The sequence below is a fragment of the Pseudomonas sp. YNh genome, assembly GCF_037993085.1.
Taxonomy (GTDB): domain Bacteria; phylum Pseudomonadota; class Gammaproteobacteria; order Pseudomonadales; family Pseudomonadaceae; genus Aquipseudomonas; species Aquipseudomonas putida.
In genome coordinates this window covers 1-22,936 of the sequence record NZ_JBBMRJ010000015.1, presented here as the reverse complement: position 1 = coordinate 22,936, position 22,936 = coordinate 1, and the positions used below count along the sequence as shown (strand labels likewise).

The following is a 22,936-nucleotide window of genomic DNA, read 5'->3' as shown; positions in this document are numbered from 1 at the left end:
CTGAACGATGCGCCTGGGCCTTGTGCTGGGTGACCAGCTGTCGTTCGACCTGGCGAGCCTGGCTGCCCTTGACCCCGCCCGCGATGCTGTTCTGATGGCGGAGGTGGAGGGTGAAGCCCGCTATGTGCCGCATCATCCGCTCAAGATCGTGCTCATCTTCAGCGCCATGCGGCACTTTGCCCAGGCCCTGCGTGAGCGGGGTTGGCAGGTGCATTACGTCGAGCTCGATGCTGACGGCAATAGCGGCAGCATCGTTGGCGAGTTGCACCGCTGGCAACACGCCTTGGGCGCCACGCACATTCACCTGACCGAGTGCGGAGAGTGGCGCCTGGAGCAGGCTTTGCATGATGCCGCATTGCCCCTCGTGTGGCATCGCGACACGCGCTTTCTGTGCTCCCGCGAAGCTTTTGCGCGCTGGGCCCATGAGCGTCGTCAACTGCGTATGGAGCACTTCTACCGTGGCATGCGCAAGCGAACCGGGCTGCTTATGGAGCCGGACGGCAGCCCGGCAGGTGGGGCCTGGAACTTTGATGGTGAAAACCGCAAGCCATTACCTCGCCAGTTGCGTGGGCCGTTCGCTGCGCATTTCGCGCAGGACGGGATCACGGCAGCGGTGGTCGCCCTGGTCCGTCGGCGCTTCAGCGACCACTACGGGGACATCGACGGCTTTGACTACCCCGTGACCCATGCCGAGGCACATCAGCTGTGGCAGCATTTTCTGGATTTTGGCCTGGCGGCATTCGGCGACTACCAGGACGCGATGGCCGAGGGCGAGCCATACCTGTTCCATGCGCGCATCAGTGCGGCGCTCAACATCGGGCTTCTGGATGTGCGATGCCTGTGTGAGGAGGTCGACCAGGCCTGGCGCGAGGGGCGGGTGCCGCTTAATGCAGCTGAGGGCTTCATTCGCCAGTTGATCGGCTGGCGCGAGTATGTGCACGGTATCTACTGGCTGCGCATGCCGGAGTATGCCGGGCTCAATCACCTGGGCAACGACCGAGCTTTACCTGAATTCTATTGGACCGGGCGCACCCGCATGCGCTGCATGGAGCAAGCCATCGGGCAGACCCTGCGGTTGGGCTACGCGCACCATATCCAGCGGCTGATGGTGACCGGCAACTTCGCTTTGCTGGCCGGTATCGTGCCCACCGCGATTTGCGAGTGGTACCTGGCGGTGTACATGGATGCCTTCGACTGGGTCGAGCTGCCCAACACGCTTGGCATGGTGATGCACGCCGACGGCGGATACCTGGGGTCCAAGCCGTACTGCGCCAGTGGTCGATACATCCAGCGCATGTCCGATCATTGCAAGGCTTGCAGTTACAAGGTCGATCATGTAATCGAGGACGATGCCTGCCCGTTCAATGCCCTGTACTGGCATTTTCTTATCCGCCATCGTCCGCTGCTGTCGACGAACCCGCGTTTGACCCTGGTGTATCGCAGCCTGGATGGCATGACGGCTAGCCGGCGCGACGCTGTGTGGCAGCGTGGCCAGGCGCTGTTGGCGCAGCTTGATGCGCGGCAGCCGCTATGAAAAAGAGTCTTTTGCCCAGCAAGGTCTGCGTGGTGTGTGGCCGGCCGTTCAACTGGCGCAAGCGCTGGGCACGCTGTTGGGAGCAGGTGCGCTACTGCTCCGAGCGATGCCGTAGGTCAGCGCCGCGCCGCGAGGCGCGCGAGCAGGGGCAGGGCCAACGCCCAGATCGGCATCAGTAGCAGGCCGGTTTCCAGCGTGCCCAACGGCAGGGCGACCTGTGTAACCCTTGCGCCGCCTACGTAGGCCAAGGGGCCGCCGAGTGCCCCGATCAGCGCACCGATCTGCCAGTGCCTGCCGGCCCATGCCAGGCTGTGGCGCATGCCGCTGGCCAGCACCAGCCACAGCAGCGCCAGCCACAGTGGCAGCGGCCAGCCGTCGAAACCGAACACGCCCAGCGCCCCCAGCGTGCTATCGAGCACACACCCCGCCAAGGTGACGCGCAACAGCGCCTTGACCTCAGCGTTAACATCCGGGCACAGGCGCAGGTGCACCACCACACCTGCAATCACCAGGAGCAATAGCCAGGGGCGTTCGGCGCCTAGCACGCAGATCCACCAGCCTGCCTGTAACCAGACGGCATTGGCGACGAGCCAGCGCCCCGGCATCAGGCACCGTCAGGCAATGGAGCGCGACGCGCCAGTGGCGCTGCCCACAGCAGGTGTGCAACGCCGATGGTGCGTTCCTCGAAACCGCCCTGGCAGTAACACAGGTAGAACTCCCACAGGCGCTGGAACATGTCGTCGTAGCCCAGGTCCGTCAGTGCCGTGCGCGCCAGGCGCAGGTTTTCACGCCAGTGCTGCAGGGTGAGGGCATAGTCCTGGCCGAAGTCCTCCATGTGCACGAGGTTGAGTGCGGTGTGCCGGCTGGCGGTGTCGAGCAACACGCTTAGCGAAGGCAGGGCGCCACCTGGGAAAATATAGCGTTGAATGAAGTCGACAGAGCGCCGCGCCTGGGCATAGCGCTGGTCGCGGATGGTGATCGCCTGCAGCAGCATCAGGCCGTCGGGCTTGAGCAGCGAGGCACATTGGCGGAAATACGCAGGCAGGTAACGATGGCCGACTGCCTCGATCATTTCGATCGAAACCAGTTTGTCGAAGGTACCTTGCAGGTCGCGGTAGTCTTCGCGCAGCACCTTCACGCGCTGCTCAAGCCCCAAGGCCCGAACACGCGCCAGGGTATGGCTGTACTGGGCCTCGGAGAGCGTTGTGGTGGTGACCCTGCAGCCGTAACGGGTGGCCGCGTGGATTGCCAGGCTGCCCCAGCCGCTGCCAATTTCCAGCAGGTGATCGTCGGGGTGCAGTTCAAGCTTCTGGCAGATGCGCTCCAGCTTGTGCAACTGGGCTTGCTCCAGTGTTTGCCCAGCATGTTCGAATTGGGCCGCCGAATACATCATGGTGGGGTCCAGCAGCCGCTCGAACAGGGCGTTGCCCAAGTCGTAATGGGCCAGAATATTGCGCCGGGCACCGCGTCTGTTGTTGCGGTTGAGCCGGTGCAGAAGGCGCAGGGCAGGGCGGCCGAAACGGGCCAGGCCACCCTCGAGCGCGTCGAGCACTTCAAGGTTGGCGACGAACAGGCGGGTCACCAGCGCCAGGTCGGGGCTTCGCCAATAGCCGTGGATGTAGGCCTCGCCAGCACCGATCGAACCATTGCCGGCGATCAGGCTCCAGGAGGCGTCATCGAGGATCTCCACCTCGGCCTGCAACGGGCTGTCGACATCACCGAAACTCCACTGCTGCCCGTGGCAGAGCAGGCGCAGGTGGCCGTGGCGAAGCTTGCCCAGCTGGGCGAGCACGGCGCTGCGTGCCAGACCGCCGAGCAAGGGCGCAAGGCCTGCGAACTTGCTAACGCTCAGTGTGGGATTTGACATCATCAGGGTCCTCGCAAGGTTGGCCCAGCGCCAGGTCATTCTGGCTGGTGGTGTGGTCATGCACGGGGGTGCGTTTGAGTAGCAGGCGTAACGCTTGCCAGTAGATGGCCGAGACAGTGCGCAGACTCATCCATGGGAAGGTCATGACATATCGACGTAGTGCAGTTCCATCCAGTGGTTGACGGTGCAGGGCGAGGTCGGCCTCGAACACCTTGTGGCCGTCCTGCCAGTTCTGCATGTGGATGCGTACATGGTCTGCGCTCAGGAAAAAGCGCAGGTGATAGTCCATGTCCACCGGCATGAACGGTGAAACATGGAAGGCCTTGGCCACGGTGAACGGCTTGGCAATGTTCTCTTGCACCGGCAGTACGTAATGAAAACGCTCACGCCACGGGGTGTTGCGCACCTCCATCAGGATTGCCGTCAGGCAGCCGTCGCGGTCGTGGCAGAAATAGAAGCTCACCGGATTGAACGACAGCCCCCAGCAACGCAGTTGCGTGAGCAGCCGTACCGGGCCTTCGGGCATATGCCCAGTGGCCTGACACACCAGCAAGCGTGCTGCCTGTGCCAGGGTTTTGCCGTGCCGGGTCTGCGCTGGCAGGTAGTCGGTCTCGCGCCAGCACAGCGGTGCCAGGCGCCAGCGCCCCAGCCAGCGTGACAGGCCCATGAGCCAGGCTTGTTCGTCCAGGTCCACGTAGAACATGCCAATCCGGTAACGGAAAGCATGGCGCCGCGGGGTCAGCCGACGGTGACTGATCCAGCCCAGACAAAGGCTGCTGTTCACAATTGCTCTCCGAAGTGCGCAGCCACTTTCAGCGCGCTGACCACCCCGTCCTCATGAAAGCCGTTGCCCCAGTAAGCGCCACAGAAGTAACTGTGCTGCTGACCCTGCAGTTGTGCCTGGCACGCCTGTGCAGCGGACGCGGCAATGCTGTACTGCGGATGGGCATACTGGAAGCGCGCGATCACCTGCGCCGGGTCTATCAGTGCGGTCTGGTTGAGGCTTACGCAGAAGGTTGTCGGCGCCTGGATTCCTTGCAGGATGTTCATGTTGTAGGTCAGCGCGGCGGGAGCCTGCTCGGGGCCGCCCAGGCGGTAGTTCCAGCTGGCCCAGGCGCTCTTGCGGCGTGGCAGCAGGCGGGTATCGGTGTGCAGCACCACATCGTTGCTGGCGTAGCCAATGGCGCTGAGTACAGCGCGCTCCAGCATGGTTGGGGTTTCCAATACCGCAAGAGCCTGGTCGCTGTGGCAGGCGAACACCACATTGTCGAAGCGTTCGGTGCCGGCCGCGCTCACCAGAGTCACGCCTCCCTCGTCGCGGCTGACCCGGGATACCTTGCAGTTGAGGCGTATGCGTTCAGCAAACGGTCTGCACAGCGGCGCGACATAGCTGCGTGAACCGCCTTCAACCACCCGCCACTGCGGCCGTTGGTTGACCGACAGCAAGCCGTGGTTGCGACAGAAACGGACGAAGAACTCAAGGGGAAAATGGAGCATGTCGGCGCGGGACATCGACCAGATCGCAGACCCCATCGGCACGATATAGTGGTCGATGAAGCGCTGCCCGTAGCGCTGTGTCCGAAGGTAGGCGCCCAAGGTGGTGTCTGTATCGATTCGCTGGTTGTCCAGGTCGGCCAGCGCCTGGCGGTTGAAGCGCAGAATATCCCTTATCATGCCCCAGAAACCTGGCGACACCAGGTTACGGCGTTGAGCAAACAGTGTGTTCAGATCGTGACCGTTGTACTCCAGGCCAATGGCCGGATCATGCACGGAAAAACTCATTTCGGTCGGCTGCGAGGTGACCTGGAGCTGGTCGAGCAAGCGTATGAAGTTGGGGTAGGTCCAGTCGTTGAAAACGATGAAGCCGGTATCTATTGCATGACGCTGGCCCTTCCAGACCACATCGAGCGTGTGCGTGTGCCCTCCGATCCATTGCTCGGCTTCGAACACCGTTACTTCATGCTTGCGTGACAGCAGATGGGCGCAGGTCAGCCCCGCGATGCCACTGCCGATGATTGCGATACGCATGGATCATCATTCCTGTTCATGACGGGCGAGGCGTTGGCCGAGTGCCAAACGCAGGCGCGCGGGTAGTGCCCCTGACAGGCGCAACACCAATGTGAAAAGACCGGGACAGTTGATTTCCAGGGATGGGGCAGGGCAGCCGCGTGGGGAAATCGTTGCGACGTATGAGTGGCGTGTCGACGAAGCCAGGGCTGACCAGGGTGACCGCAGGCCAGGCGTGGGTGGCAAAACTGCAGCGTCCAGTGCAGGTAGCCTTGCCGTGGTCTTAGCTCGTCGTACAGTTTTTCCCGCGTGTCGATGTTAGCCCCATCGAACCTGACGAGGCGCACGACGAATTGCTGTAGGTACGCTGGCATGCTGGGCCCCAGGAAATCCTGTACAAAAGTTGTTTGTTGTACAGGTATAGCTGAAAGCCAAGCATTAATCTATACAGAAAGACGATCTTGTATAGGTTTTTGTCAATGCTCTATCTGTCCCAGTTGCCGGCGCAATTCAGCCACTTCAGCCTCCAGCGCGCGTACTTTCTCCTCGGCGCATATCTGCGCGGTGACGTCGCGCTGAATACCGATGTAGTACGTCAGCTGGTCCGCTTCGTTGTACACGGGCGTGATGGACAACTCATTCCAGAACAGGCTCCCGTCCTTGCGGTAGTTGCGAAGCACCTGGCAGCAGGGGCGGCCTTCGCGGATCGCCTCGCGGATGGTTGCCACGCCCGCCTGGTCATGATCTTCGCCCTGAAGAAAACGGCAGTCCTGATAGAGGATATCGTCGGCGCAATAGCCGGTCAGGCGCTCGAAGGCGGGGTTGGCGTAAATCAGGATGCTTTCAGTGCCTTCCTGCTCGGCGACGACGATGCCATCGTTGGAATGCTCGACCATCAGTTGCAGGAGTTTCGCGGTGATCATAGGGCCCACCTACAGGCGTTTTGTATGCGATATGCGCAGCGTAGCTTCTGTGCAGAAGGTATCGGCGCTGTTTGTTGCATGATGGACCAAGGAGGCTCGCCGCAGAAGGTGCATATGGGTTTAGAATGGCCTACCACTCGGATATCCCCTCGTTATGACTGACGCTACCCCACCCGATTTGCTACCTATGCGCGATGTTGTCAGCTTGACCGGCATCAATCCGGTGACCCTGCGTGCCTGGGAGCGGCGCCATGGGTTGATACGTCCGCAGCGCACCGAGGGTGGCCACCGACTTTACACGGCGCGGGATGTACAGCGCATACGCGACATCTTGCGCTGGACAGCAAGCGGCCTGTCCGTCAGCAAGGTCGGTGATCTGCTCGCAGCCCAGCCTGAGGCGTCTGTGCAGCAGCATTCGGCCTTTGACGATTGGCGAGCGGCCGTTGTGCGCGCAACCAAGGCATTCGATCGGCCGGCACTGGAGGGGATCCATGGTCAGTTGTTCACACTCTTGCCCAAGGCCACCGTGCTGCGTGAAGTGCTGATGCCAGTGTGGCATGACCTAGCTTCAGGCACTGCGCCAGGCCAGCGCAGCCAGTGGTTGTTTCTCGACACTTTCCTGCGCGCCCGCTTGCTGCTGCGTCTGCAGGTCAACCAGGTCGATGCGCCGCAGGTTTTGCTAGCCGGTAGCGAGGGGCAAGCCGAACTCAGTGTGTTGTGCGCCGGGCTACTGTTGAGCAGTGAGCTACAGCGTATCGACGTGCTCGGTTGCGGGCAGCCACTTGAAGAGCTACCCATCGTCTGTGCGGCCATGCAGCCTGCGGCACTGGTGATAAAAGTCCAGGTGCCGGTGGGCCCCGGCTTGGCCAAGCGCTTGCGGTCGTTGCAGATGGAAATCGCGTGCCCGCTGGCCCTGATAGGCGAGGGGCTGGTCGATTCGCAACCCGCCCTGAGCGGAATCCCGCTATGCCTGCTGGACGAGGCGGGCGCCGACGCCGCGCGCATGCTGAACGCCTTGCACCGGGGTGCTCTTGACGTTTGACCGAGGGGCTTGCCCCCAGACTGGCTGAGCGTCCGCAGCGGTTGTTTAACTTGAGGTCGTGAAGAGTAGGGCAGATGGCTCGTAAGCGTTTTGAAGAACAGCACGTCAATAACTACACTAAATGTCTATTTAGTGTAGTTATCAGCAATTCTTGCCCAAACAACGAAAAACACGAAAAACACGAAAAACACAGAGATAAAATCACTGGCTTTCCGTTAATGCAAGCAATATCAAGCTTGCGCCGTCTGCTTGAACGGAGTAGGCGGCGGGCTTTTGATACCCTGCAACCAGTCGCAGTAGCGGGCCACGCCTTGCTGGACGGTCAATGTGGGCGCCTGGTAACCGGCAGCGCGTAAGCGCTCCAGGTCAGCACAGGTGTAGCACTGGTACTTGCCACGCAAATGATCAGGAAATTCGCTGTACTCAAGCACCCCCTCAAGCAAGGCAATCTCAAGTGACAAGGGCGATTGGTCTTGTTGCTCACGCAGCCGATTGATCACAGCCAAGGCAACGTCATTGAACGGCTGGGCGCGACCACTGCCGACATTGAAGATACCGCTCAACGGTGGGCGCTCAAGGAAGAACATATTGACCTTGACCACATCATCCACAGAGACGAAATCACGCAGATGGCCACCGCCGGGATAGTCACCATAGCTGCCGAACAGGCTGACTTTTCCATGGGACTGGTACTGGTTGAAGCAGTGCAGGGCCACTGACGCCATCGCACCTTTATGCTGTTCATGGGGCCCGTAGACGTTGAAATAACGCAAGCCGACGACCTGGCTCCTGGCTGTCATCAACTGCCGGCGTACCTGTTGATCAAACAGGAACTTGGAATAGCCATAGACGTTTAGCGGGCGCTCACACTCACGTTCTTCGCGAAAATCCTGCCCGGCGCCATACACAGCTGCCGATGACGCATATAAAAGCGGGACCCGTTGTTGCTGCGCAGACGCCAGCAATTCACGGCTGAACCGGTAATTGTTATCCATCATGAAACGTCCATCAGCTTCGACGGTGCTTGAACACGCTCCCTGGTGCAGCACAGCACGCACGTTGCCAAACTCACCACAAGCAAAGCGATCGAGAAAATCGTCCTTGTCCAGGTAGTCGGCAATTTCACTGTCGGCCAGGTTGCGGAATTTGTCGCCATCGGTCAGATCGTCGACGGCGATGATCTCGGTTTCGTTGCGCTGGTTGAGCGCCTGTACGAGATTGCTACCGATGAATCCTGCGGCACCGGTTACGATGATGGTCATGACAGATTCCCCGTGAGGGTACGGTGCCCGCATTTTAATCAAGGGAACAAGGGCCAACCTTAACCTGGGTCAACGAATGAACCGGGTTTGACGCATGAGGGCCTTGAGCAGGCTCACCATCTGGGCAACCACGGTGCAGCGGTAAAATACGAAGGTTCGGATAATGCATATTATGTTAAATCACATATTAGGTAGATGTGTCTGGCTGGTGCAACCTTTCACCATTCGCCGACCTTCCCGTTCACGAATCACCGACCGTCATCGAATCAATCGGTTAGCGCCAGGATCTGCAAGGAATCCTAGCAAGGTGTTCAGCAATGACCGACCTACTGCGGGCGGTATTCTGCAGATTTGACGGCTCTTAAAATCTGACTAACCTTACAGCGTCAACGTGTTTATCCTCTTATTGATTTTATCTAACGGTGGCGGCTATGGAACACCCACCCATCGTGTTTCCTATTTTTCCTCCCTACAAGCATTGGTTTCCTAACAGCGCACAGGCCTTTCCTGCAAACCGGTATGTGAATGTTCACATGGAAGCCATTGATCCGCGTGCGCAACCGTTTATGAGCGCCTGGTACTGCAATGAATACCTTACTTGGCGTGGATTTGTTCATATGGACGAACAAGTTTACTCGGTTATGACACGATCGCTGGAAGCAATGCTGCTCTGGAGCTTCTCTCAAAGGATTTCACTGTTGGACTGGGATGAGCGCCATGTGGATTCATACGCGATGTTTTGCGCTCAACCGCCCGAGTCATGGACGAGCTCTGCGCCACATCAAAAGTATGCTGAGGCACCTCATACTCCGTTTTACGATTGGCCAATTAATCAAGAGTGGCGCCCGTTCAAGCGTAAGGTGTGTGATACCGGAGGCGTGGAAAAAATCGTAGCCACGTCTCACAATCGCAGAATCAACTGCGCAAGGGAGTTCTTTGGTTTTTATCATTCAATGACAATGAGTGCTCGGCCGAATCCCGTCAGTAGAAGAATGCATGCGCCTCCAAAACTGCCTAAAAATCATGGACTACCGACTTTCACAGACCATCAAATGGACTGGCTATTCAAATTTGCACTTGAGGATGGCCGACAGTCCGATAAGGCTCTGGAGATTGGGGTGCTGATGAGCTTCGCTCGGTGGACTGATTTCCCACCTGCAACTGTCATCGGTACATACCAAAGTTCAAGCTCTCTTGCCCAGTTTACTCGAAGCAATAATGGCCAATGGCTATTTTCGCCAGATACAGCGTTGGGCACTGGCAATTCATTTTGCATGCCTATGGCGTTCACCCCAATATTCGATGGGCACTTGAGGTCGATCGGGGTCGATCCTATTTCTGAACTTCCTACGATACCGCTGTTTCCGAAGCCCGAAGGTGGTGATGGATACCACGCGGATACCATCTTGCGTCATCTCTATCGTTTTCGACGTGCTGCATCAAGTGCAGCGCGAGAGTGTTGCGATATAGAGATTCAAAAAATTGCTGCGCAAATTGGTGATCTTAGCTACCGCATGATGCGTCGGTCGGGACTGCAGCCTCCATGTAGGCATCGGTAAAGAGGCATCTGAAGATTGGCATTGGCATCTCCCCTACCCTTGTCGTTAATTCACTCTGTCAAAAACTCAGATACGCCAGGTCTCTACCTCGGCGACACCGTAGATGCTCTGCCAAGTTTTCAGGGTTTTGTGTTTTGCACTAGCCGTCTCCAAAATTTCACCGGTATAAGGGCTCTGATAGCGTTTTGGTTGAAGCTTACGGCTGGTACGCGCAACGTGAACTGGAGCGTCTGCTTTTGCATTCGCGCCCGCGGCTGTCTCAGTCGTGAACTCGTCAGCGTCAAGAAGCATGACAATCTCTTTCACGGTGTAATCGTAGTTAGCCGCAAGGGTGTCTAGCTTATGCAAGAAGCTGATGGATCGAACGACCTCGTCATCATGGATGGGTCGCGTAACCGCCTCACATCCCATGTCAACTCTTTGGTTGGCTTTGAATATCTTTGACAATTTGGTCATCGCTCAATCCTACATTCTTGCCCGTGCTAAATTTAAAATTGTTTAGGTCAATTTAGACGTTTTATTTTTGCATCGTTAAGTCCGCCGAGACGCGTACATCACCAATTGATCCACGGGCGTGAAGCATCTCAATCACCTCTTTTGGCTCGTACCCAAATTCTTTCATAAGTGTGGTCAGCTCCTCGTAGAATCTGAGATCACGCTCATATTCGGGCATAGCTTTCAGTTGTTCGATCTCATTGATGACTTGAGCAAGACGCCGCTCTGCCCTCTTAATTTCGACCATGATGTGGGGTCTAGTCATGGTAATCACCCTGTCCAGCGGCCAACACTCATCTTAGATTGTAGCGCAAAGCCCAGTTCACGAGAGTCTTCATTGATCGCCGATGTCTCTTGGGGTGGGTGCCGGTAAGGTAAGTCTAGTGTGTCTTGTCGACGAAAATCCGCTATTTAGGAGCATATGCTAATGTGGATTGTTGTCGACTTACCAATGAGTCTTTCCTATTGGCGCTGGAAGCCTAGGGCTGATACGGTGAAATTTTGTCAATACAGGTGAAATCTACAAACGAGCAGTTTTGGGGGCGTGAAGAGTTTTTCGGAACCTCTCGGATCGTCAATTTTCGAGAGCATCGGTTCTAAACCCGACCAAAATGCAAGGCGGCAGTTCTTTTTCTGAATACAGCGCCAAACCGCAGGTGTCTCTGAGCATTGTCAATTCTTGCCAATCGATATTCACGCTGCAGGCGAGTTGGGAGCGATTCTTTTGTGTGCCCCGCTCGGGGACGGCTGTCGTGAGCCAAGCCACCAAGTACCCTGGTGGATCGGCCCTTCGGGCTTCCAGCCTCACGCCTTCCGGTCGCAGGCCTGTGCGCTCCGCTTGCGATCAAGTCTGCGCAGGCCGTTTCACCTTGATCAAAATCCTGTCCATTTCCGCTAACCTCAGGCCGCTTTTCACAAAACACCGTTCCTTGTGAAATCAGAACCTTGACGCGTCCTATTCATGTCCTCCTTTAAGCGCTACTGTCAATAAAGTGCGTTTGTACAGCTGACACTCCGTAAGCTGCCAACTTTTCGCATGTCATTACTAGCCGAATATTTTAGCGCGCAGGTTACCTCATCGAGAATCCGTCCTCCATGGAAACGTCCGGGTTTCGGCCCGCTTGAGTGAAGTCAACGAGTCATGTCAGCCGTTCGTTTGCACTTGGTACTCTGCTTGGTCGTGTAGACCCAGATTACGATTTTCGCTGTACCCCCAATTGGAGCGGTACCTGAGGGAAGGACAGTCGTCATGCTCCGACTCAACAAAACGAATTTCATTGATAGCGCTGATGCGATGTGCGTCTGTATTCAGGGCTGTGTGAACCTGCTTTGCCGTGGCATGACGATGGTACGTGTAGTGGAAGCTACCACCATCATTGCGCGCCTCCCCTACTCCGAGACCATCTACAAGATCAGCACTGGTGGCAACACCTACGATCGATAATCATCCTGAATGCCGGTTTGGCCCAACAAGCCAGTCATAGCTAGCCAGCGAACCAAGTACATGGCGGTGGCTCAGCGTACTCACCCAATTTCTATTCCTAAACAAACCTCTAGCACCTGCTTGCAGCATTACAACGTATGTGATCGCATCCTCTCCGTGATCTTCACTAGAGAGGTTTATCCAAGAGAGTGCTGGGCGGGCGATTGGATCGGCAGCCTGGTGATTCCCACCTATCGCCCACCTCTTTTTCAAGTCTGAGTCTGTTTTTTTGAGATGATGAGGTGCTCGAAGTAGTAGATGGACTTGATGAGGTGATGCAAATAATGCATCTCTCGGAATAGCACAAGAATCATCCGCATGAAGGCAAGGAATGAGAGCTCGACACCGTCCTCACGCTTGAGACCTTCCTTTTTGGGATAGCATGTGATGATCTGGGTGGTTTCGTCGTACTCAAACGAGTAATGGGCGATTGCATTGCGTACGCCGGCGTTGAGTACGCTCGAGTCGATCTTGTACCAGCAGTCGTCCAGGTATTTAAGTTTTTCCGAAAGGTTCTTGTCCGTGAATTTGGCAAGACTCGACAAGGCACCACCGTCCTTTGCCAGAAACGCATTATGGCCACCTCGGTGCATCAGGTTGTTGATACCGGCTACCAAGGAAAGCTGCCGAGCGAACACTTCAGCCAAATCCTTGTAGGTGTCCTTGCAGTTCTCGAAGCCCAGGCGCGAGATTTTTGCCGAGGTCTTCAGGTGTTCCTTACCCGTACAGAAGTCCAGAAAAATGGCTGGGCGGATATAAAGCTCAAGCTCAAAGATTTTGCCATACAGGCTCAGGCAATCCTTCTGCAGGCTGTGCAGAAATCCTGAGTCTCGAATTTCGTTGTGGAAGGCGATGTATGCATCCCAATCATTTTGAGCAAGCCCCATGAGGATCTCAGGGTAGCGCTGCACGAGCTCCTCTACTGTCTCCTCTTCCAAAAAGGCTGCCGTGACTCTGGATAGCACTGAGTAGAGCAGCAAGTTGAGGTCTTCCTGCTTAAGAGAAGGATTCTGCGCCCGGTCGAGGAATTCTGATGCCCTACGGCGGAACAGATCCTTGTTTGTCCGCGGATACAATTTCAGCAGCTGTTTTACTTCCTCGAACCGACTCCCGTAGTGGTTAAGCACATCCAGGCGATCCCTGAACACCGCGCCAGCGTGGGTGCCGTGGATCATGAGCTTGTCACGATCTACCATCGTCATGGCAGTCAGGAACGGCGTGTTGCCTAATACGTAGCCCTCGCTCCAGATAGGGAAGTCGAGATGCAAGTCTTGGAAGAGATACTCACCGGCAATGGCTCGCTCGTGATCCACTTCCGCCTCAGACGCGTTCGTCAGTTCTAGTCCTTGATGCCCCCCGATGACGAGACCTATTGCGGTGCCGCATTCAGGACAGAGAAACGAGAGTGGCTGGATGGCTCGGTTGGACATGCCAATGCGGCAGTGAATTTCTGCGGTACAGGTCTCGCAGATCAACAGCTTGTTAATGTTCATTCGTTATCCATTTCGAGAGCGATCAGACGAGGTGCATTGCGAAGCGCAGCGAACAGTAGCCGCTTTTCGCTTGCTGCTCTAGTGACTGAGCTCCAGCCGCAGGAAAACCTTCTAGCGACGGCAGAGCGCTAGGAGCCGATGGGTCAAAGCGTCTCGATCACGGTGATGAGGGAGTATGGATGAAAACGCTTCTTCGATCCGGATGCCGGCCAGGCACCTGTCCGCTGCTACCCGGAAGGAGCTGAGGGCCCATCTCACCCACGGCTTCTTTAAGCGGGACTGTGCCCTTTCGGAGCCGGCTGTCGTGAACCGAGCCTCCGGCGTGTGCCGTGACCTCTGCCTGGCTAGAAGTCCCGCTTAAAGCTGATCGAAGTCTCATGCGCACCCCCACGTCCCTTCGTTGTCAGCGAGTGGAGTCACGTATACCCTGATCACTTGTGAGCGATTGCCACCTACCAAACTCAGGATATGAAGAAACATGGAAAACAATCAGGTCGATGAGTCTGGATCAAGCATACCTCAGGTGGGCGTCGCTGATACTGGTGAGCGTCACTCGTCGCATGCTCCTCAGGACGGAGCAACTCATGAGCTGCCTCTGTGCCCGAATCGCTTGATCATTGCCGTTGAAGCTGTGCGCGGCACAGGATTCGCCCTCGAACTTCTAAGGGAGCAGCTGCGTCTTCGCACTTCAGCTAAGCTCGTTTTCTCATCTTACAGCGGCTGTTATTTTCTGCAGGTAGATGACTTCGACCGTTACCAAAACCGCTGCGTTGGCATGCTTGAGGCTGTTTCCACACTGCCATTCCGCTCGGCGGAGATCTTCAAAAACGAGATAGCCGGTTGGAAAACCTCGGATATCACTCAAGTGGTAGACGCTAACGGACTCAAGGCGCTGGCAGAGCTCGGGCTTGTTCCTCCTTCTGCTGGAAAGCCAGCCCTACCGGCGTAAAAACTTGAACCCGACCGGGCTCATCAGCCCGGTTTCGGCCGAAGCTGTTCATCTTGAATGGCTAATGAGCGGTACCATTCACTACCTGGTGGTGATCAAAGTCTGGACTGGCATCACCCCATCACACGCTGCTCCGCTCTCCTCAGGTCACCTTTGTGTCACGCAACGCCGCGCGAGTAGTCCGCAACCGATCTGCATCGCTGGCTGCCTACGCCTCTTTCACGGCTCGCTGTGCATTCATCAGATTGAGCACTAGATGCTGACGCTCGCTCCGCTAACTACTCACTGAGCGAAATCGTGATACAAGGTCTGCTGCCAACCTCACCAGGACACACCATTCATGAAAGAGCTACGGACAGCCGCTGAAGTCCTTGAACGCCTCAGCCATAACCAGGATGCCTTACGCGCCGCCGTCGAAGAGCTAGCCAAATGGGTTGATGACCGAGGAGCTGCAACGGTTGTGGGCAACGTCAATGGAGCCCTTGCCACCCTGGACGACAACATCGATGCCGTGCGCGAAGGCATAGCGGAACTAGTAGCGGCGAGCGTAAAGCCTTAGGCGGGCTCCCGCCCGAACAATCGATGCAGGGCTGAGACGTAAGGATGCAGCTGCAGCACGCCATTCGAGAATTCGGCTGAACGCCGGCTATGACGCCACCACATTGGATTGCTTCAGTCCCTATCTGATCGGATCACCAGCCAAAAGCAGGAGGGCCGATCAGGAGGCCGGGAAATTATTTGAAATTATGGCTCAGCAATAATTATCTCCTAGCGATAATTTCTCTGAGCAACAGGTTCCGGTTCGCTGCCGGGTAGACCGTCACCAAGAAACGGGTCAACGCCTAGGGCAGACGCAATCGTCTCCGCTGATGGGCACCTTGAACTCGGTGCAGAAAGGAAGATGGTGCTTCGGCAAGCGCCACCTTAGTGCCTGTGTGCCACGACGCCTTAAATCAGCTCCCCGCATACGATCGCTATGGCTCGGGCAAAGAGCGGTACCACTCAGCATAGGGCGTGTTAATTGCCTTGTGGCGGTTGTAATCCGGGCTACCGTCATCCCACCATACCGGGCCCCTCTCCCCTAGCGCCACTTTCGCCACATTCACCGCTGCTCGAGCGGCATGCAGCTTGTCTTCGTCATCCAGTGCTTTGGCTTCCTTCACGGCTCGCCGTGCTTCCATCAGATCATGCACCAGGTGCTGACGCTCCTCATCAGACAGCGCGGAATTGCTGCAGCGCCAGAGCTGACCTTTAACTACGAAGTAGCGACCGTCTGGTGTTGTTGGATGCATGGCGCAAATCTCGTGAGCTGTTACCTTCCTGGCAGCCGATGCGCGCCAGAAGCAGCAAAAGGCTTTCTTCCATGCAGAAAGGCCAGCCGAGGAGCAGCAATGAGTCTGCTGCATCCGCTAAGAGTACATTTGTACTCCGCTGGCATTTCCATCAATCGAACCTGCCAGAGCTACCGTTCGAGCGAGGATGTGATTCCTGAGTCTGTTCCGCAAGAACCAGAAGCCGCTCCCACTGATCGTTGCTCAAAATCCCGCAGTCTAGGGCTGCCGCGATATATCCAGTAGCAAGGCCAAACCTGTACGTGACCTCGTCTACGCCCTTGGCTAAGCCGATGGCTTTGATACGCAGCAGGGCCCTTTCAATGATGCGAGCCTCATCCAAGCTTTCGTCGATTGAAGCCATGACGTCGCCCCTCTATGCAAAGGTATTATCCTCGATCGAATGAGCGAGGAAAGCTGCGTATGACTCTAGACCACTGTGATGCCCACTCCCCCGGCGCAGTGACAGCTCGGGAAGTCTGCCAGGTGTTGCGAGAAGTCGTTCTCGGACGCCGGACAATGACCAAGGTCGGTAGCCAGCTCTGGGAGCAGCTCTACGCCTGTCATTTCGAAGTCGATGTGGGGGAATGGCGGTTCGGCAGTTAGAGCACCTGACCTGGCGAGGTAGCTTGCTTTCGGCGTGCTAAAAAATCGGCGAAAGGCCGCAGATTTCCGTACCATTTGCCAGCCGCGCGATAGCGCCAGCCCTCAGATATGTACACCCATTAGGAAAAAAAGTGGCAGCCCGTAACCGATACGCACGATTTCTGGGAAAACGGCGCTCAAACAGCAATGCACCGCAGCATCCGACCCCAGTTGCTGGCATCTCACGGGTGGATAAAGCCCTATCGTACACAGCGGTCATAGCCAACCTTTCCCAGGTTCTGATGCTGATCGTCGTCGTTGTTGGCTACATTTTTACCGTCAGGCCCGTCTTCCAAAAAGAGGTCGTTTCCGAGGATCTCGCCCGCCTTCAGATCGAGCAGCGGAAGCTTCAGCAACAGATGGATAAGCAGACCGAGTCCTTGGCTGCAGGCGAAGCGCGAAACAAAGAACTGGCTGATCAGCGTTCTGCCATCGAGGGCCAGATCGCGACGCTAAACCAGAAACTAGTCGACGCTGAGAAGTCGGCTCGTGACGCAAAGCTCCGGGCCGGCAAGGCTGTAGCCGAGGCCAAAACGGCTGAGTCTTCCCTGTCCATGCTGCAAAACCAGCATTATGCGTTGAAGCTACAGAGCCTTTTGGGTGATCTGAAACTGCCAGGTAGCATTGTTCAAATCCTGACCAGAACCGACAGCACGTACAGCCTGAATGTGTTTAAAGAAGAAGAAGCAGGCGCTGTAGCTCAAAAGCTAGAATCCTTGGATCTGCAGCCCGTCGACCTTGCGAAGACTACCCTAACCCAACTGCAGACTGAGGCTACCAAACAAGCCCGGGCTCCCGGGGGAGCCTTGGATGCATTGTTGGCGCGGAACTACCAAGATGGCCTAGTCAAGTATGAACAAGACCTGGTATGTCCTGCACCCGTCTATGCCGACTGGCAGTCGGCATTCGAAGCGGCGATAAGGGCCAGCGAAGACAATATCCGGAGCTGCATCAACGACTACTGGACTGAGCGGACGACCAAAGAGGGTTGGACACCCTCGGACGTTACCAGCCTGCAGAAGAAGGACTTCTGGAAAGAACAGGAACGAAGCTATAGAGCGTCATGCAAAGCGGCTTATAGCTACATCATGCAATCGGCCTTCCAGAGCGCATGGGCTAAAGGGGACGAGCCATGCGATGAGCGTCGCATGTACGTTAACCATATCGTCATGGGCGCCCCCATTAAGAACAAGCTCAAACCACTGACAGTCGCTAACCCACCATCCCCACAAGACATTACCCAGCTTTTCCGCGATCGTGATGGCAAAGCGGCTGAAGCTGGATTGTGATTTCACACTGCCCCCTAGCCCAGGCAATCTAGCTTTTTTGCTAGGTGGGGGGGGGCTGGGTGTCCCACCCATCACACATCTGTAGTGTAGTCACAGGGGCATGTGCTCAAAGTCGATTCACCGCTATATCAATCATTTGCATTCCGCTTACCACGTAAGGCGGCGGTCGAGGCCTAAGCCGTACGGCGCCTAGCAGGCATCACTAGTGACTGGCCTCTGCTGGCCCACCGAGCGCGTGCAACTGATAGTCGGTGACAGCTTGAAACCGATGCTCCGCCATCAGACGAAGGCGCTCCAGTTCAGCCCCCGTCACACCATCTGCTTGAGCCTGGTGGTACCGTTTCAAAGCATCCACTGCATCGGTGTACATCGGATGGTCTGGAAGCAAAACCTTGCTGAGATTCTTCTTCATCTTGATTACTCCGATGCCTTGTGTATGGATAGCTCGGTCGCAGACAATGGCTCGAGACTGGTGCGTCGAGCTCAACTGTATCCCAGTTGAGCAACTCGTATCCGATGATCCGCCCCTTGCTCACGACGTCTCCGAGGGATACGACAGAGCCCTCTACCGTCCCATGATCTAGGCATACGCGTCGGTTGTTCGAATTTCCAATCATGGTAGGCTCTGATGGCATGCATAGCTTGCTATCGAAAGCGCCTTCCAGATGACCGCTTCTCCTTGAACGGAGTAAAAGGAAATGTACATCCACGCCCGAGCCGACGAGCCAGCCTGATGACTCTTAAGACCTCTTTCGCCAGTGTACTTCGCTCGCTGCGCAGCAAGCGCAACATCAGTCAGCGTGACTTCGCCGACACAACAAGTCGTACGTACCTCTCGAAACTCGAGCTAGGTAAATCCAGCATCACCCTGGACAAGCTCGAACAGATCAGTAGTCGTCTCCAACTGAGCCCACTGACGCTCCTCACCCTGACACTCAGTGAGGACACAGGTCGAACGCCCGTAGACCTGATGTCAAAGCTAACGGAAGAGCTTGCCGAATTGCAGCGTGATGGTGGGCTGCCAGGCCTTCGTATTAAGGTGGAAGCACCTGAGGCTGCTCGCCGTCCTCGTTTGAATGCTCCAAAGGCGATTCAAGCAGGCGTCTGGGAGTCTAGGCAGGCAGAGCTCACTTTCGCGGACTAAAAGTACGCCCCAGCTCAACTCCTCACGTACCGACACGATTGCTCAGGGAGAAGCCGGAGAACCAACTGGATAATGCTCGGCCTCGTATGCTTCGATCAGCAAGACCATGGCTTCGAAAACCTTAGCCTGTTCGGTACCAAGTTCTGGTTCGTGGTCGAAAAGGGGCGAGACCTTTTTGAGGGCTGCTCGGTAATCATCATCGTTACGGATTGGACGAATCTCCGCAGTAGGGCCCTCTACCTAATGAATCGGCTCACCAAGGGTGCCGGCCTTGTGCAGTTGATAGTCGATGAGCGTCTGGTACAGGTGGTCAGCCTCAAGGCGTAGGCGTTCAATTTCTGCTGCCGGCCTCGCACTAGCCTGCGCCTCGTTATGAGCTCGAATTGCGTCCAGAGCCTGCCTCAACAGTGGCTCGCCGGCTTCAGCCATACCCAACAGCGTTCTCTTCACTTCTTGAGCCTCAGTGATGTGGCATCCTAGTGTTGGTGCTTAGTGTACTCATGTACCGAGGGATCGTTCACACCAAGCCCAGATGGCGCTGAAGAATATCCGCAAAAAAATCTGCAAATTTTCGGCAGTTTCTTCGCTACAGCCCCGGCAAACCAGGGCCTTCAGAGTTCTGAGAAATCCGCACCGACAGTCGATATGGAGATAGGCATGGCAATCACAGCAGTTATCTTCGACGCCTTCGGCACAACCCTCCGGATCACCTCCCCCTCGCATCCGTATCGCCAGTTATTGCGAGAAGGTGCAAAGCTTGGCCGTCGCCCTACCTCTGGCGATGCCCACAAACTGCTCACCCTCGATGCTGGGATTCGAGAAGCTGCTGACCTCCTCAGCATCCAGATCGCAGCGACGCGCATGGCTGAAATCGAGTCTGAACTTCAACGCGAGATTGAATCGATCGAGGTCTTCCAGGATGCTCTCGATGCAATCACCCTCCTCCGTGAGCACGGGATCGCCACTACCGTCTGCAGCAACCTAGCTGCTCTATGGGCCGGCGGTAAAGAGACTCCTGCCAGATCTCAATGCCTACGCGTTCAGCTACGAGCTCGGAGTCACCAAGCCTGACCCTACAATCTACCGCGCCGTATGCCGTGATCTTGGCGTCGTACCTGGCCACCTATTCGGAGATGCGGCACAAGTAGCAATGATCGGCGATTCGCCGCACTGCGACCGAGATGGCCCTCGCAGTGTTGGCATCAAAGGCTTTCATCTTGATCGATCAGGTACCGGAGCCATCCGAAACCTCGTGCAGTTTGCGGAGCTGGTCGTCGCGCAGTCTACAGAGACCGGTCAGTTGCCAGGCTCATTCAAATGGAACACACCTAGGGAGCTGGGGCGATGAGTCAGCATCCATCTCCAAATACGAGCGGTAACTACGGGGGTATACCTCCCTCGCTGATCATCCCGCCTTCCATCTTGGCCAGTGCTGAGAAGCTGGCAAGAAAGGCCGCGGAATTGAATGGCCTTATTGCGCCCCAAACCGCCAGCTGTCTGGCGAAGCTCATTGACGCGGCAGCTGCGCCGCTGACTCAGGCTTGGGTAAGTACGGAACACTGGGGCGTTGGCTCAAGGGACTCTTCTGCGGATCCCGCTATCGATCCCCGCCGCCGCATCGTTGCGTTAATGGGCCGTCACGATCAGTTGGTAATCAGTCAACCATCGGGGAGCGGCGCCGCTTGGACATTGATGCGCTTCGCACCTCAGTCTTAGACAGGTAAAATGTGGCGTCCAATCCCTACCAAGAGGCAAGCCTTTGTCTACAGATCCACTATGTCTCGTTTTTGTGCCTTCGCTTGTATGCCTGCTTAAGGCGGCCGAGGATTGCAAAGGCGCACCGCTCAGCGAGACCGAGGTGCTTGAGATTCGAGACAATGCAACCGCGACAGCTGTGCCCTTCAGTGCCGCCTATGCGTTGGAAAAGGAGCGGGGTTATGAGGACATCGTCCCGGAAGAGTGCTGGACGGAGTGGCAGCGAGTACGCTCATCACTCTGAGCAACGGGACAGGCCGCTGATCATTAGCAAGTTGGCATGCTCGCTCCTGGCAAAGGGTGGGGCCCTGCCCTCAGTTAAGGATGGCGCACGCCTGAGGTCATAGTCTATGAACACAGATCTGAAGGGTAATCAGCAGCGCGACTAGGTTTTAGGGTTCAGAATGTCTGCAATGTCCCCAAGCAATGCTGCCACCTTTGCGTGATCTTGCTTGAGAAGGATGTGATCAAATGCTCGACCGACCCAGTGTTGGCCTAATCGATAAGCTGAATCTCTGATGGTTTGCGCAGCTTGGACGCGCATGTATTCAGTGGGTGCCCCTTTGCTCGCAAGCGTCTTACTGAAACGGTTTTTCATGCGATCCAGCGCTTCAGGCGTTCCTTCAATGAGCGCCAGCGCCAGAAGCGCTTTAATCGAGCCTGCCACGATATCTTTGCCGCGCTCATGGTTTCCGGCTTTCTTCGCCCAGCCAAGTAACAGATTTTGGCAATCCAGATAGAACTCGATGCAGTCACGTCGGTAGCCTTCCAGCGCAGCGTTGAACAAGCTTTCTGTCAGCGAAAAGGTTTCGACGAATATCAGGGACTCTTCGTCCTCAGGCAACCAAGACAGCGTAGAAACAAGCCACCCGGCATGCTTTCGCAGATCTTCATCTACTCCCTCAGAGCACGCCGGTGCGTTCGACACAGCATTAAGTAAATTCGACACCTCAATGATCCAAGTGATGGCATCGAAGGTGAATTGAGATCGCTTTTCCACTGCAAGCAATAGGAGATCTTTCTGAGTGTCGTAGAGCTGGTCAGCCCAGGTTTCGATATTGTCGATGATCCGATTAGCCAGCTCATCGTTCTCTGGCGCCGCCAGGATCTGGTTCGCCAGGTGTTGGAGTTGCATTAAGAAAGACGGGAGTTGGGTAGCTGAGAAATAAGGGCCCAGAGTGCTGCTATGGACGCCGGCAAGCGGCGAGTCAGCGGTATGCAGAAAAATCTTCGCTGCGGCACGGACACTTGAACGCAACTCACGAACGGGGTAGTCAATGTTGTGTTCGCCTTTAGTCAGAAGTTCGTAGGTAATCAGCGAAAGCTGCTCCATGGCGATACGAGTGACGGGTTGGTGACTGGTTTTGAGCGCCCCCACGTACGACAGCGTGCCTATCTTCTGAACTAAGCTAACAATCTCTGCGGAATCGGTATGGTGGATCGCTACCCTCGCCGCACGTCCCATCTGGCGAATACCCTCCATCATGACGTCAGGAAACTCCCGTGCTGAGACACTCTCCACTGCGGATGATAGGTACCCGGCAGCAAGCATTGCATGGTGCTTTGTGGGGGCTAAGCCCGGGTACTCAATCTGCAAGTACACGGCGTGCAGTCCGCCCAAGGTGCAAAGAGCGTTTTGCGCCAAGCGCTCATCACTATCAATCAATGCAGCCTGCATCGCCTGGCGCTGATGCTCAAGCGTATGGTTAATAAAAGCGTCGGTGGTTCCAGGAAGCTCGACAAGAGGATTTGTAGCTATGAAGGTGCCAAGCTTGGCCTGGCAGTATGCAGCGTTGATCTCCAAGATCTTGGAGAAGGCGTTCTCGGTTACCTGGTAGTCGCCCTGCACAGCAAAGCGTTTTGTGTAGGACATTGCGTAATTTATAGCCTGCCTAGCGCTGGCGTCCCAGCCGGCGTTGGCCAAAAAGAACATCACTCTAGGCTTATTGAGTTGACCTAAACCGCCTGCATCCGCAAGTGGAGAGCCTGGCTCGGATTTCTCCTCATGCATGATGGCCGAAAGGTCTGCGAACCTGCCCCACTTCTGTAAATCGCGAAGAACGGTACCCGTCATAATCGACAGTTGCTCGATCGGTGAATCGCCCCTGGTTTTCTAGACACTCTCCAAGCTCAGGAAATAGCGTTTCTCATACTCTAC

26 protein-coding genes and 2 pseudogenes are annotated in these 22,936 nt (G+C 56.3%); 12 read left to right on the top strand and 16 right to left on the bottom strand.

Annotated elements, in window-relative coordinates:
- Positions 1 to 7: 7 nt before the first annotated feature.
- Both WF331_RS16570 and WF331_RS16565 read left to right on the top strand, forming a co-directional pair.
- Positions 8 to 1,534: a cryptochrome/photolyase family protein gene (locus WF331_RS16570; RefSeq protein ID WP_016499696.1), complete on the top strand. Its 1,527-nt coding sequence runs from the start codon at positions 8 to 10 to the stop codon at positions 1,532 to 1,534.
- The gene (locus WF331_RS16565) at positions 1,531 to 1,713 is read left to right on the top strand and encodes a DUF2256 domain-containing protein (RefSeq protein WP_080642791.1); all 183 of its coding nucleotides are present in this window, start codon (positions 1,531 to 1,533) and stop codon (positions 1,711 to 1,713) included. The genes WF331_RS16570 and WF331_RS16565 overlap by 4 nt, the downstream gene beginning before the upstream one ends.
- On the opposite strand, the gene WF331_RS16560 is transcribed toward WF331_RS16565, so the two are convergent.
- The 6 genes and pseudogenes from WF331_RS16560 to WF331_RS16535 form a co-directional block, all read right to left on the bottom strand.
- A complete protein-coding gene (locus WF331_RS16560; protein WP_016499697.1) occupies positions 1,651 to 2,139 on the bottom strand; it encodes a DUF2878 domain-containing protein in 489 nt (162 codons plus the stop codon). The genes WF331_RS16565 and WF331_RS16560 overlap by 63 nt on opposite strands.
- A complete protein-coding gene (locus tag WF331_RS16555; protein ID WP_016499698.1) occupies positions 2,139 to 3,401 on the bottom strand; it encodes an SAM-dependent methyltransferase in 1,263 nt (420 codons plus the stop codon). Before WF331_RS16555 ends, WF331_RS16560 begins: the two co-directional genes overlap by 1 nt.
- A complete protein-coding gene (locus WF331_RS16550; RefSeq protein WP_016499699.1) occupies positions 3,376 to 4,185 on the bottom strand; it encodes a DUF1365 domain-containing protein in 810 nt (269 codons plus the stop codon). Before WF331_RS16550 ends, WF331_RS16555 begins: the two co-directional genes overlap by 26 nt.
- Entirely contained in the window at positions 4,182 to 5,429 is a 1,248-nt protein-coding gene (locus WF331_RS16545) for an NAD(P)/FAD-dependent oxidoreductase (protein ID WP_340623110.1), read from the bottom strand. Before WF331_RS16545 ends, WF331_RS16550 begins: the two co-directional genes overlap by 4 nt.
- Positions 5,430 to 5,435: 6 nt before the next feature.
- Positions 5,436 to 5,634 (bottom strand): annotated as a pseudogene (locus WF331_RS16540) (SDR family NAD(P)-dependent oxidoreductase); the annotation flags it as partial.
- 250 nt (positions 5,635 to 5,884) lie between these two features.
- Positions 5,885 to 6,331, bottom strand: coding sequence for a PAS domain S-box protein (locus tag WF331_RS16535; protein ID WP_016499701.1), 447 nt, complete (start codon positions 6,329 to 6,331; stop codon positions 5,885 to 5,887).
- A 154-nt stretch (positions 6,332 to 6,485) separates the two neighbouring features.
- Between WF331_RS16535 and WF331_RS16530 the strand changes: the two genes are divergently transcribed.
- Positions 6,486 to 7,373, top strand: a complete 888-nt coding sequence (locus tag WF331_RS16530) for a MerR family transcriptional regulator (RefSeq protein WP_284362342.1) — start codon at positions 6,486 to 6,488, stop codon at positions 7,371 to 7,373.
- 230 nt (positions 7,374 to 7,603) lie between these two features.
- Here WF331_RS16530 and rfaD read toward each other — a convergent pair whose 3' ends face one another.
- Entirely contained in the window at positions 7,604 to 8,635 is a 1,032-nt protein-coding gene (gene rfaD, locus WF331_RS16525) for an ADP-glyceromanno-heptose 6-epimerase (RefSeq protein ID WP_284362344.1), read from the bottom strand.
- A gap of 431 nt (positions 8,636 to 9,066) precedes the next feature.
- On the opposite strand from rfaD, the gene WF331_RS16520 reads away from it, so the two are divergent.
- Positions 9,067 to 10,194 (top strand): hypothetical protein, encoded by a 1,128-nt coding sequence (locus WF331_RS16520; protein WP_146048979.1) that lies wholly within the window; start codon positions 9,067 to 9,069, stop codon positions 10,192 to 10,194.
- 66 nt (positions 10,195 to 10,260) lie between these two features.
- On the opposite strand, the gene WF331_RS16515 is transcribed toward WF331_RS16520, so the two are convergent.
- Positions 10,261 to 10,650 (bottom strand): H-NS histone, encoded by a 390-nt coding sequence (locus tag WF331_RS16515; protein ID WP_103447349.1) that lies wholly within the window; start codon positions 10,648 to 10,650, stop codon positions 10,261 to 10,263.
- A gap of 61 nt (positions 10,651 to 10,711) precedes the next feature.
- Positions 10,712 to 10,954: a hypothetical protein gene (locus tag WF331_RS16510; protein ID WP_103447348.1), complete on the bottom strand. Its 243-nt coding sequence runs from the start codon at positions 10,952 to 10,954 to the stop codon at positions 10,712 to 10,714.
- A 984-nt stretch (positions 10,955 to 11,938) separates the two neighbouring features.
- Between WF331_RS16510 and WF331_RS16505 the strand changes: the two genes are divergently transcribed.
- Positions 11,939 to 12,133 carry a hypothetical protein gene (locus tag WF331_RS16505; protein WP_103447347.1) on the top strand — a complete coding sequence of 65 codons (195 nt, stop codon included), beginning with the start codon at positions 11,939 to 11,941 and terminating at the stop codon, positions 12,131 to 12,133.
- A gap of 248 nt (positions 12,134 to 12,381) precedes the next feature.
- On the opposite strand, the gene WF331_RS16500 is transcribed toward WF331_RS16505, so the two are convergent.
- Positions 12,382 to 13,665 carry a hypothetical protein gene (locus WF331_RS16500; RefSeq protein WP_103447346.1) on the bottom strand — a complete coding sequence of 428 codons (1,284 nt, stop codon included), beginning with the start codon at positions 13,663 to 13,665 and terminating at the stop codon, positions 12,382 to 12,384.
- 478 nt (positions 13,666 to 14,143) lie between these two features.
- Here WF331_RS16500 and WF331_RS16495 point away from each other — a divergent pair, with 478 nt between their 5' ends.
- Entirely contained in the window at positions 14,144 to 14,614 is a 471-nt protein-coding gene (locus WF331_RS16495) for a hypothetical protein (protein ID WP_103447345.1), read from the top strand.
- A gap of 340 nt (positions 14,615 to 14,954) precedes the next feature.
- A complete protein-coding gene (locus WF331_RS16490; protein WP_103447344.1) occupies positions 14,955 to 15,173 on the top strand; it encodes a hypothetical protein in 219 nt (72 codons plus the stop codon).
- A gap of 415 nt (positions 15,174 to 15,588) precedes the next feature.
- On the opposite strand, the gene WF331_RS16485 is transcribed toward WF331_RS16490, so the two are convergent.
- Positions 15,589 to 15,906, bottom strand: a complete 318-nt coding sequence (locus tag WF331_RS16485; RefSeq protein ID WP_103447343.1) for a hypothetical protein — start codon at positions 15,904 to 15,906, stop codon at positions 15,589 to 15,591.
- Between the two features lie 151 nt (positions 15,907 to 16,057).
- Positions 16,058 to 16,309, bottom strand: a complete 252-nt coding sequence (locus WF331_RS16480; protein ID WP_103447342.1) for a hypothetical protein — start codon at positions 16,307 to 16,309, stop codon at positions 16,058 to 16,060.
- Positions 16,310 to 16,323: 14 nt separating this feature from the next.
- Here WF331_RS16480 and WF331_RS29335 point away from each other — a divergent pair, with 14 nt between their 5' ends.
- Both WF331_RS29335 and WF331_RS16475 read left to right on the top strand, forming a co-directional pair.
- Positions 16,324 to 16,551 (top strand): DUF7693 family protein, encoded by a 228-nt coding sequence (locus WF331_RS29335; protein ID WP_422121536.1) that lies wholly within the window; start codon positions 16,324 to 16,326, stop codon positions 16,549 to 16,551.
- Between the two features lie 281 nt (positions 16,552 to 16,832).
- Complete coding sequence (locus WF331_RS16475; RefSeq protein ID WP_232896491.1) at positions 16,833 to 17,879, top strand: hypothetical protein; 1,047 nt, start codon at positions 16,833 to 16,835, stop codon at positions 17,877 to 17,879.
- 202 nt (positions 17,880 to 18,081) lie between these two features.
- On the opposite strand, the gene WF331_RS16470 is transcribed toward WF331_RS16475, so the two are convergent.
- Positions 18,082 to 18,291 carry a hypothetical protein gene (locus tag WF331_RS16470; protein ID WP_103447339.1) on the bottom strand — a complete coding sequence of 70 codons (210 nt, stop codon included), beginning with the start codon at positions 18,289 to 18,291 and terminating at the stop codon, positions 18,082 to 18,084.
- Positions 18,292 to 18,612: 321 nt separating this feature from the next.
- On the opposite strand from WF331_RS16470, the gene WF331_RS16465 reads away from it, so the two are divergent.
- Positions 18,613 to 19,023, top strand: coding sequence for a helix-turn-helix domain-containing protein (locus tag WF331_RS16465; protein WP_103447338.1), 411 nt, complete (start codon positions 18,613 to 18,615; stop codon positions 19,021 to 19,023).
- Positions 19,024 to 19,077: 54 nt separating this feature from the next.
- On the opposite strand, the pseudogene WF331_RS16460 reads toward WF331_RS16465, so the two are convergent.
- Together WF331_RS16460 and WF331_RS16455 are read right to left on the bottom strand one after the other, a co-directional pair.
- Positions 19,078 to 19,242: pseudogene (locus tag WF331_RS16460) on the bottom strand (transcriptional regulator); the annotation flags it as partial.
- 21 nt (positions 19,243 to 19,263) lie between these two features.
- Positions 19,264 to 19,473 (bottom strand): hypothetical protein, encoded by a 210-nt coding sequence (locus WF331_RS16455; RefSeq protein ID WP_103447337.1) that lies wholly within the window; start codon positions 19,471 to 19,473, stop codon positions 19,264 to 19,266.
- Between the two features lie 207 nt (positions 19,474 to 19,680).
- On the opposite strand from WF331_RS16455, the gene WF331_RS16450 reads away from it, so the two are divergent.
- Positions 19,681 to 20,094, top strand: coding sequence for a hypothetical protein (locus WF331_RS16450; RefSeq protein WP_308451377.1), 414 nt, complete (start codon positions 19,681 to 19,683; stop codon positions 20,092 to 20,094).
- Positions 20,009 to 20,371 (top strand): HAD family hydrolase, encoded by a 363-nt coding sequence (locus WF331_RS16445; RefSeq protein WP_338402280.1) that lies wholly within the window; start codon positions 20,009 to 20,011, stop codon positions 20,369 to 20,371. The genes WF331_RS16450 and WF331_RS16445 overlap by 86 nt, the downstream gene beginning before the upstream one ends.
- Positions 20,372 to 21,163: 792 nt before the next feature.
- Here the strand turns inward: WF331_RS16445 and WF331_RS16435 are convergent.
- Positions 21,164 to 22,852: a hypothetical protein gene (locus tag WF331_RS16435; RefSeq protein WP_340623109.1), complete on the bottom strand. Its 1,689-nt coding sequence runs from the start codon at positions 22,850 to 22,852 to the stop codon at positions 21,164 to 21,166.
- Between the last annotated feature and the right edge of the window lie 84 nt (positions 22,853 to 22,936).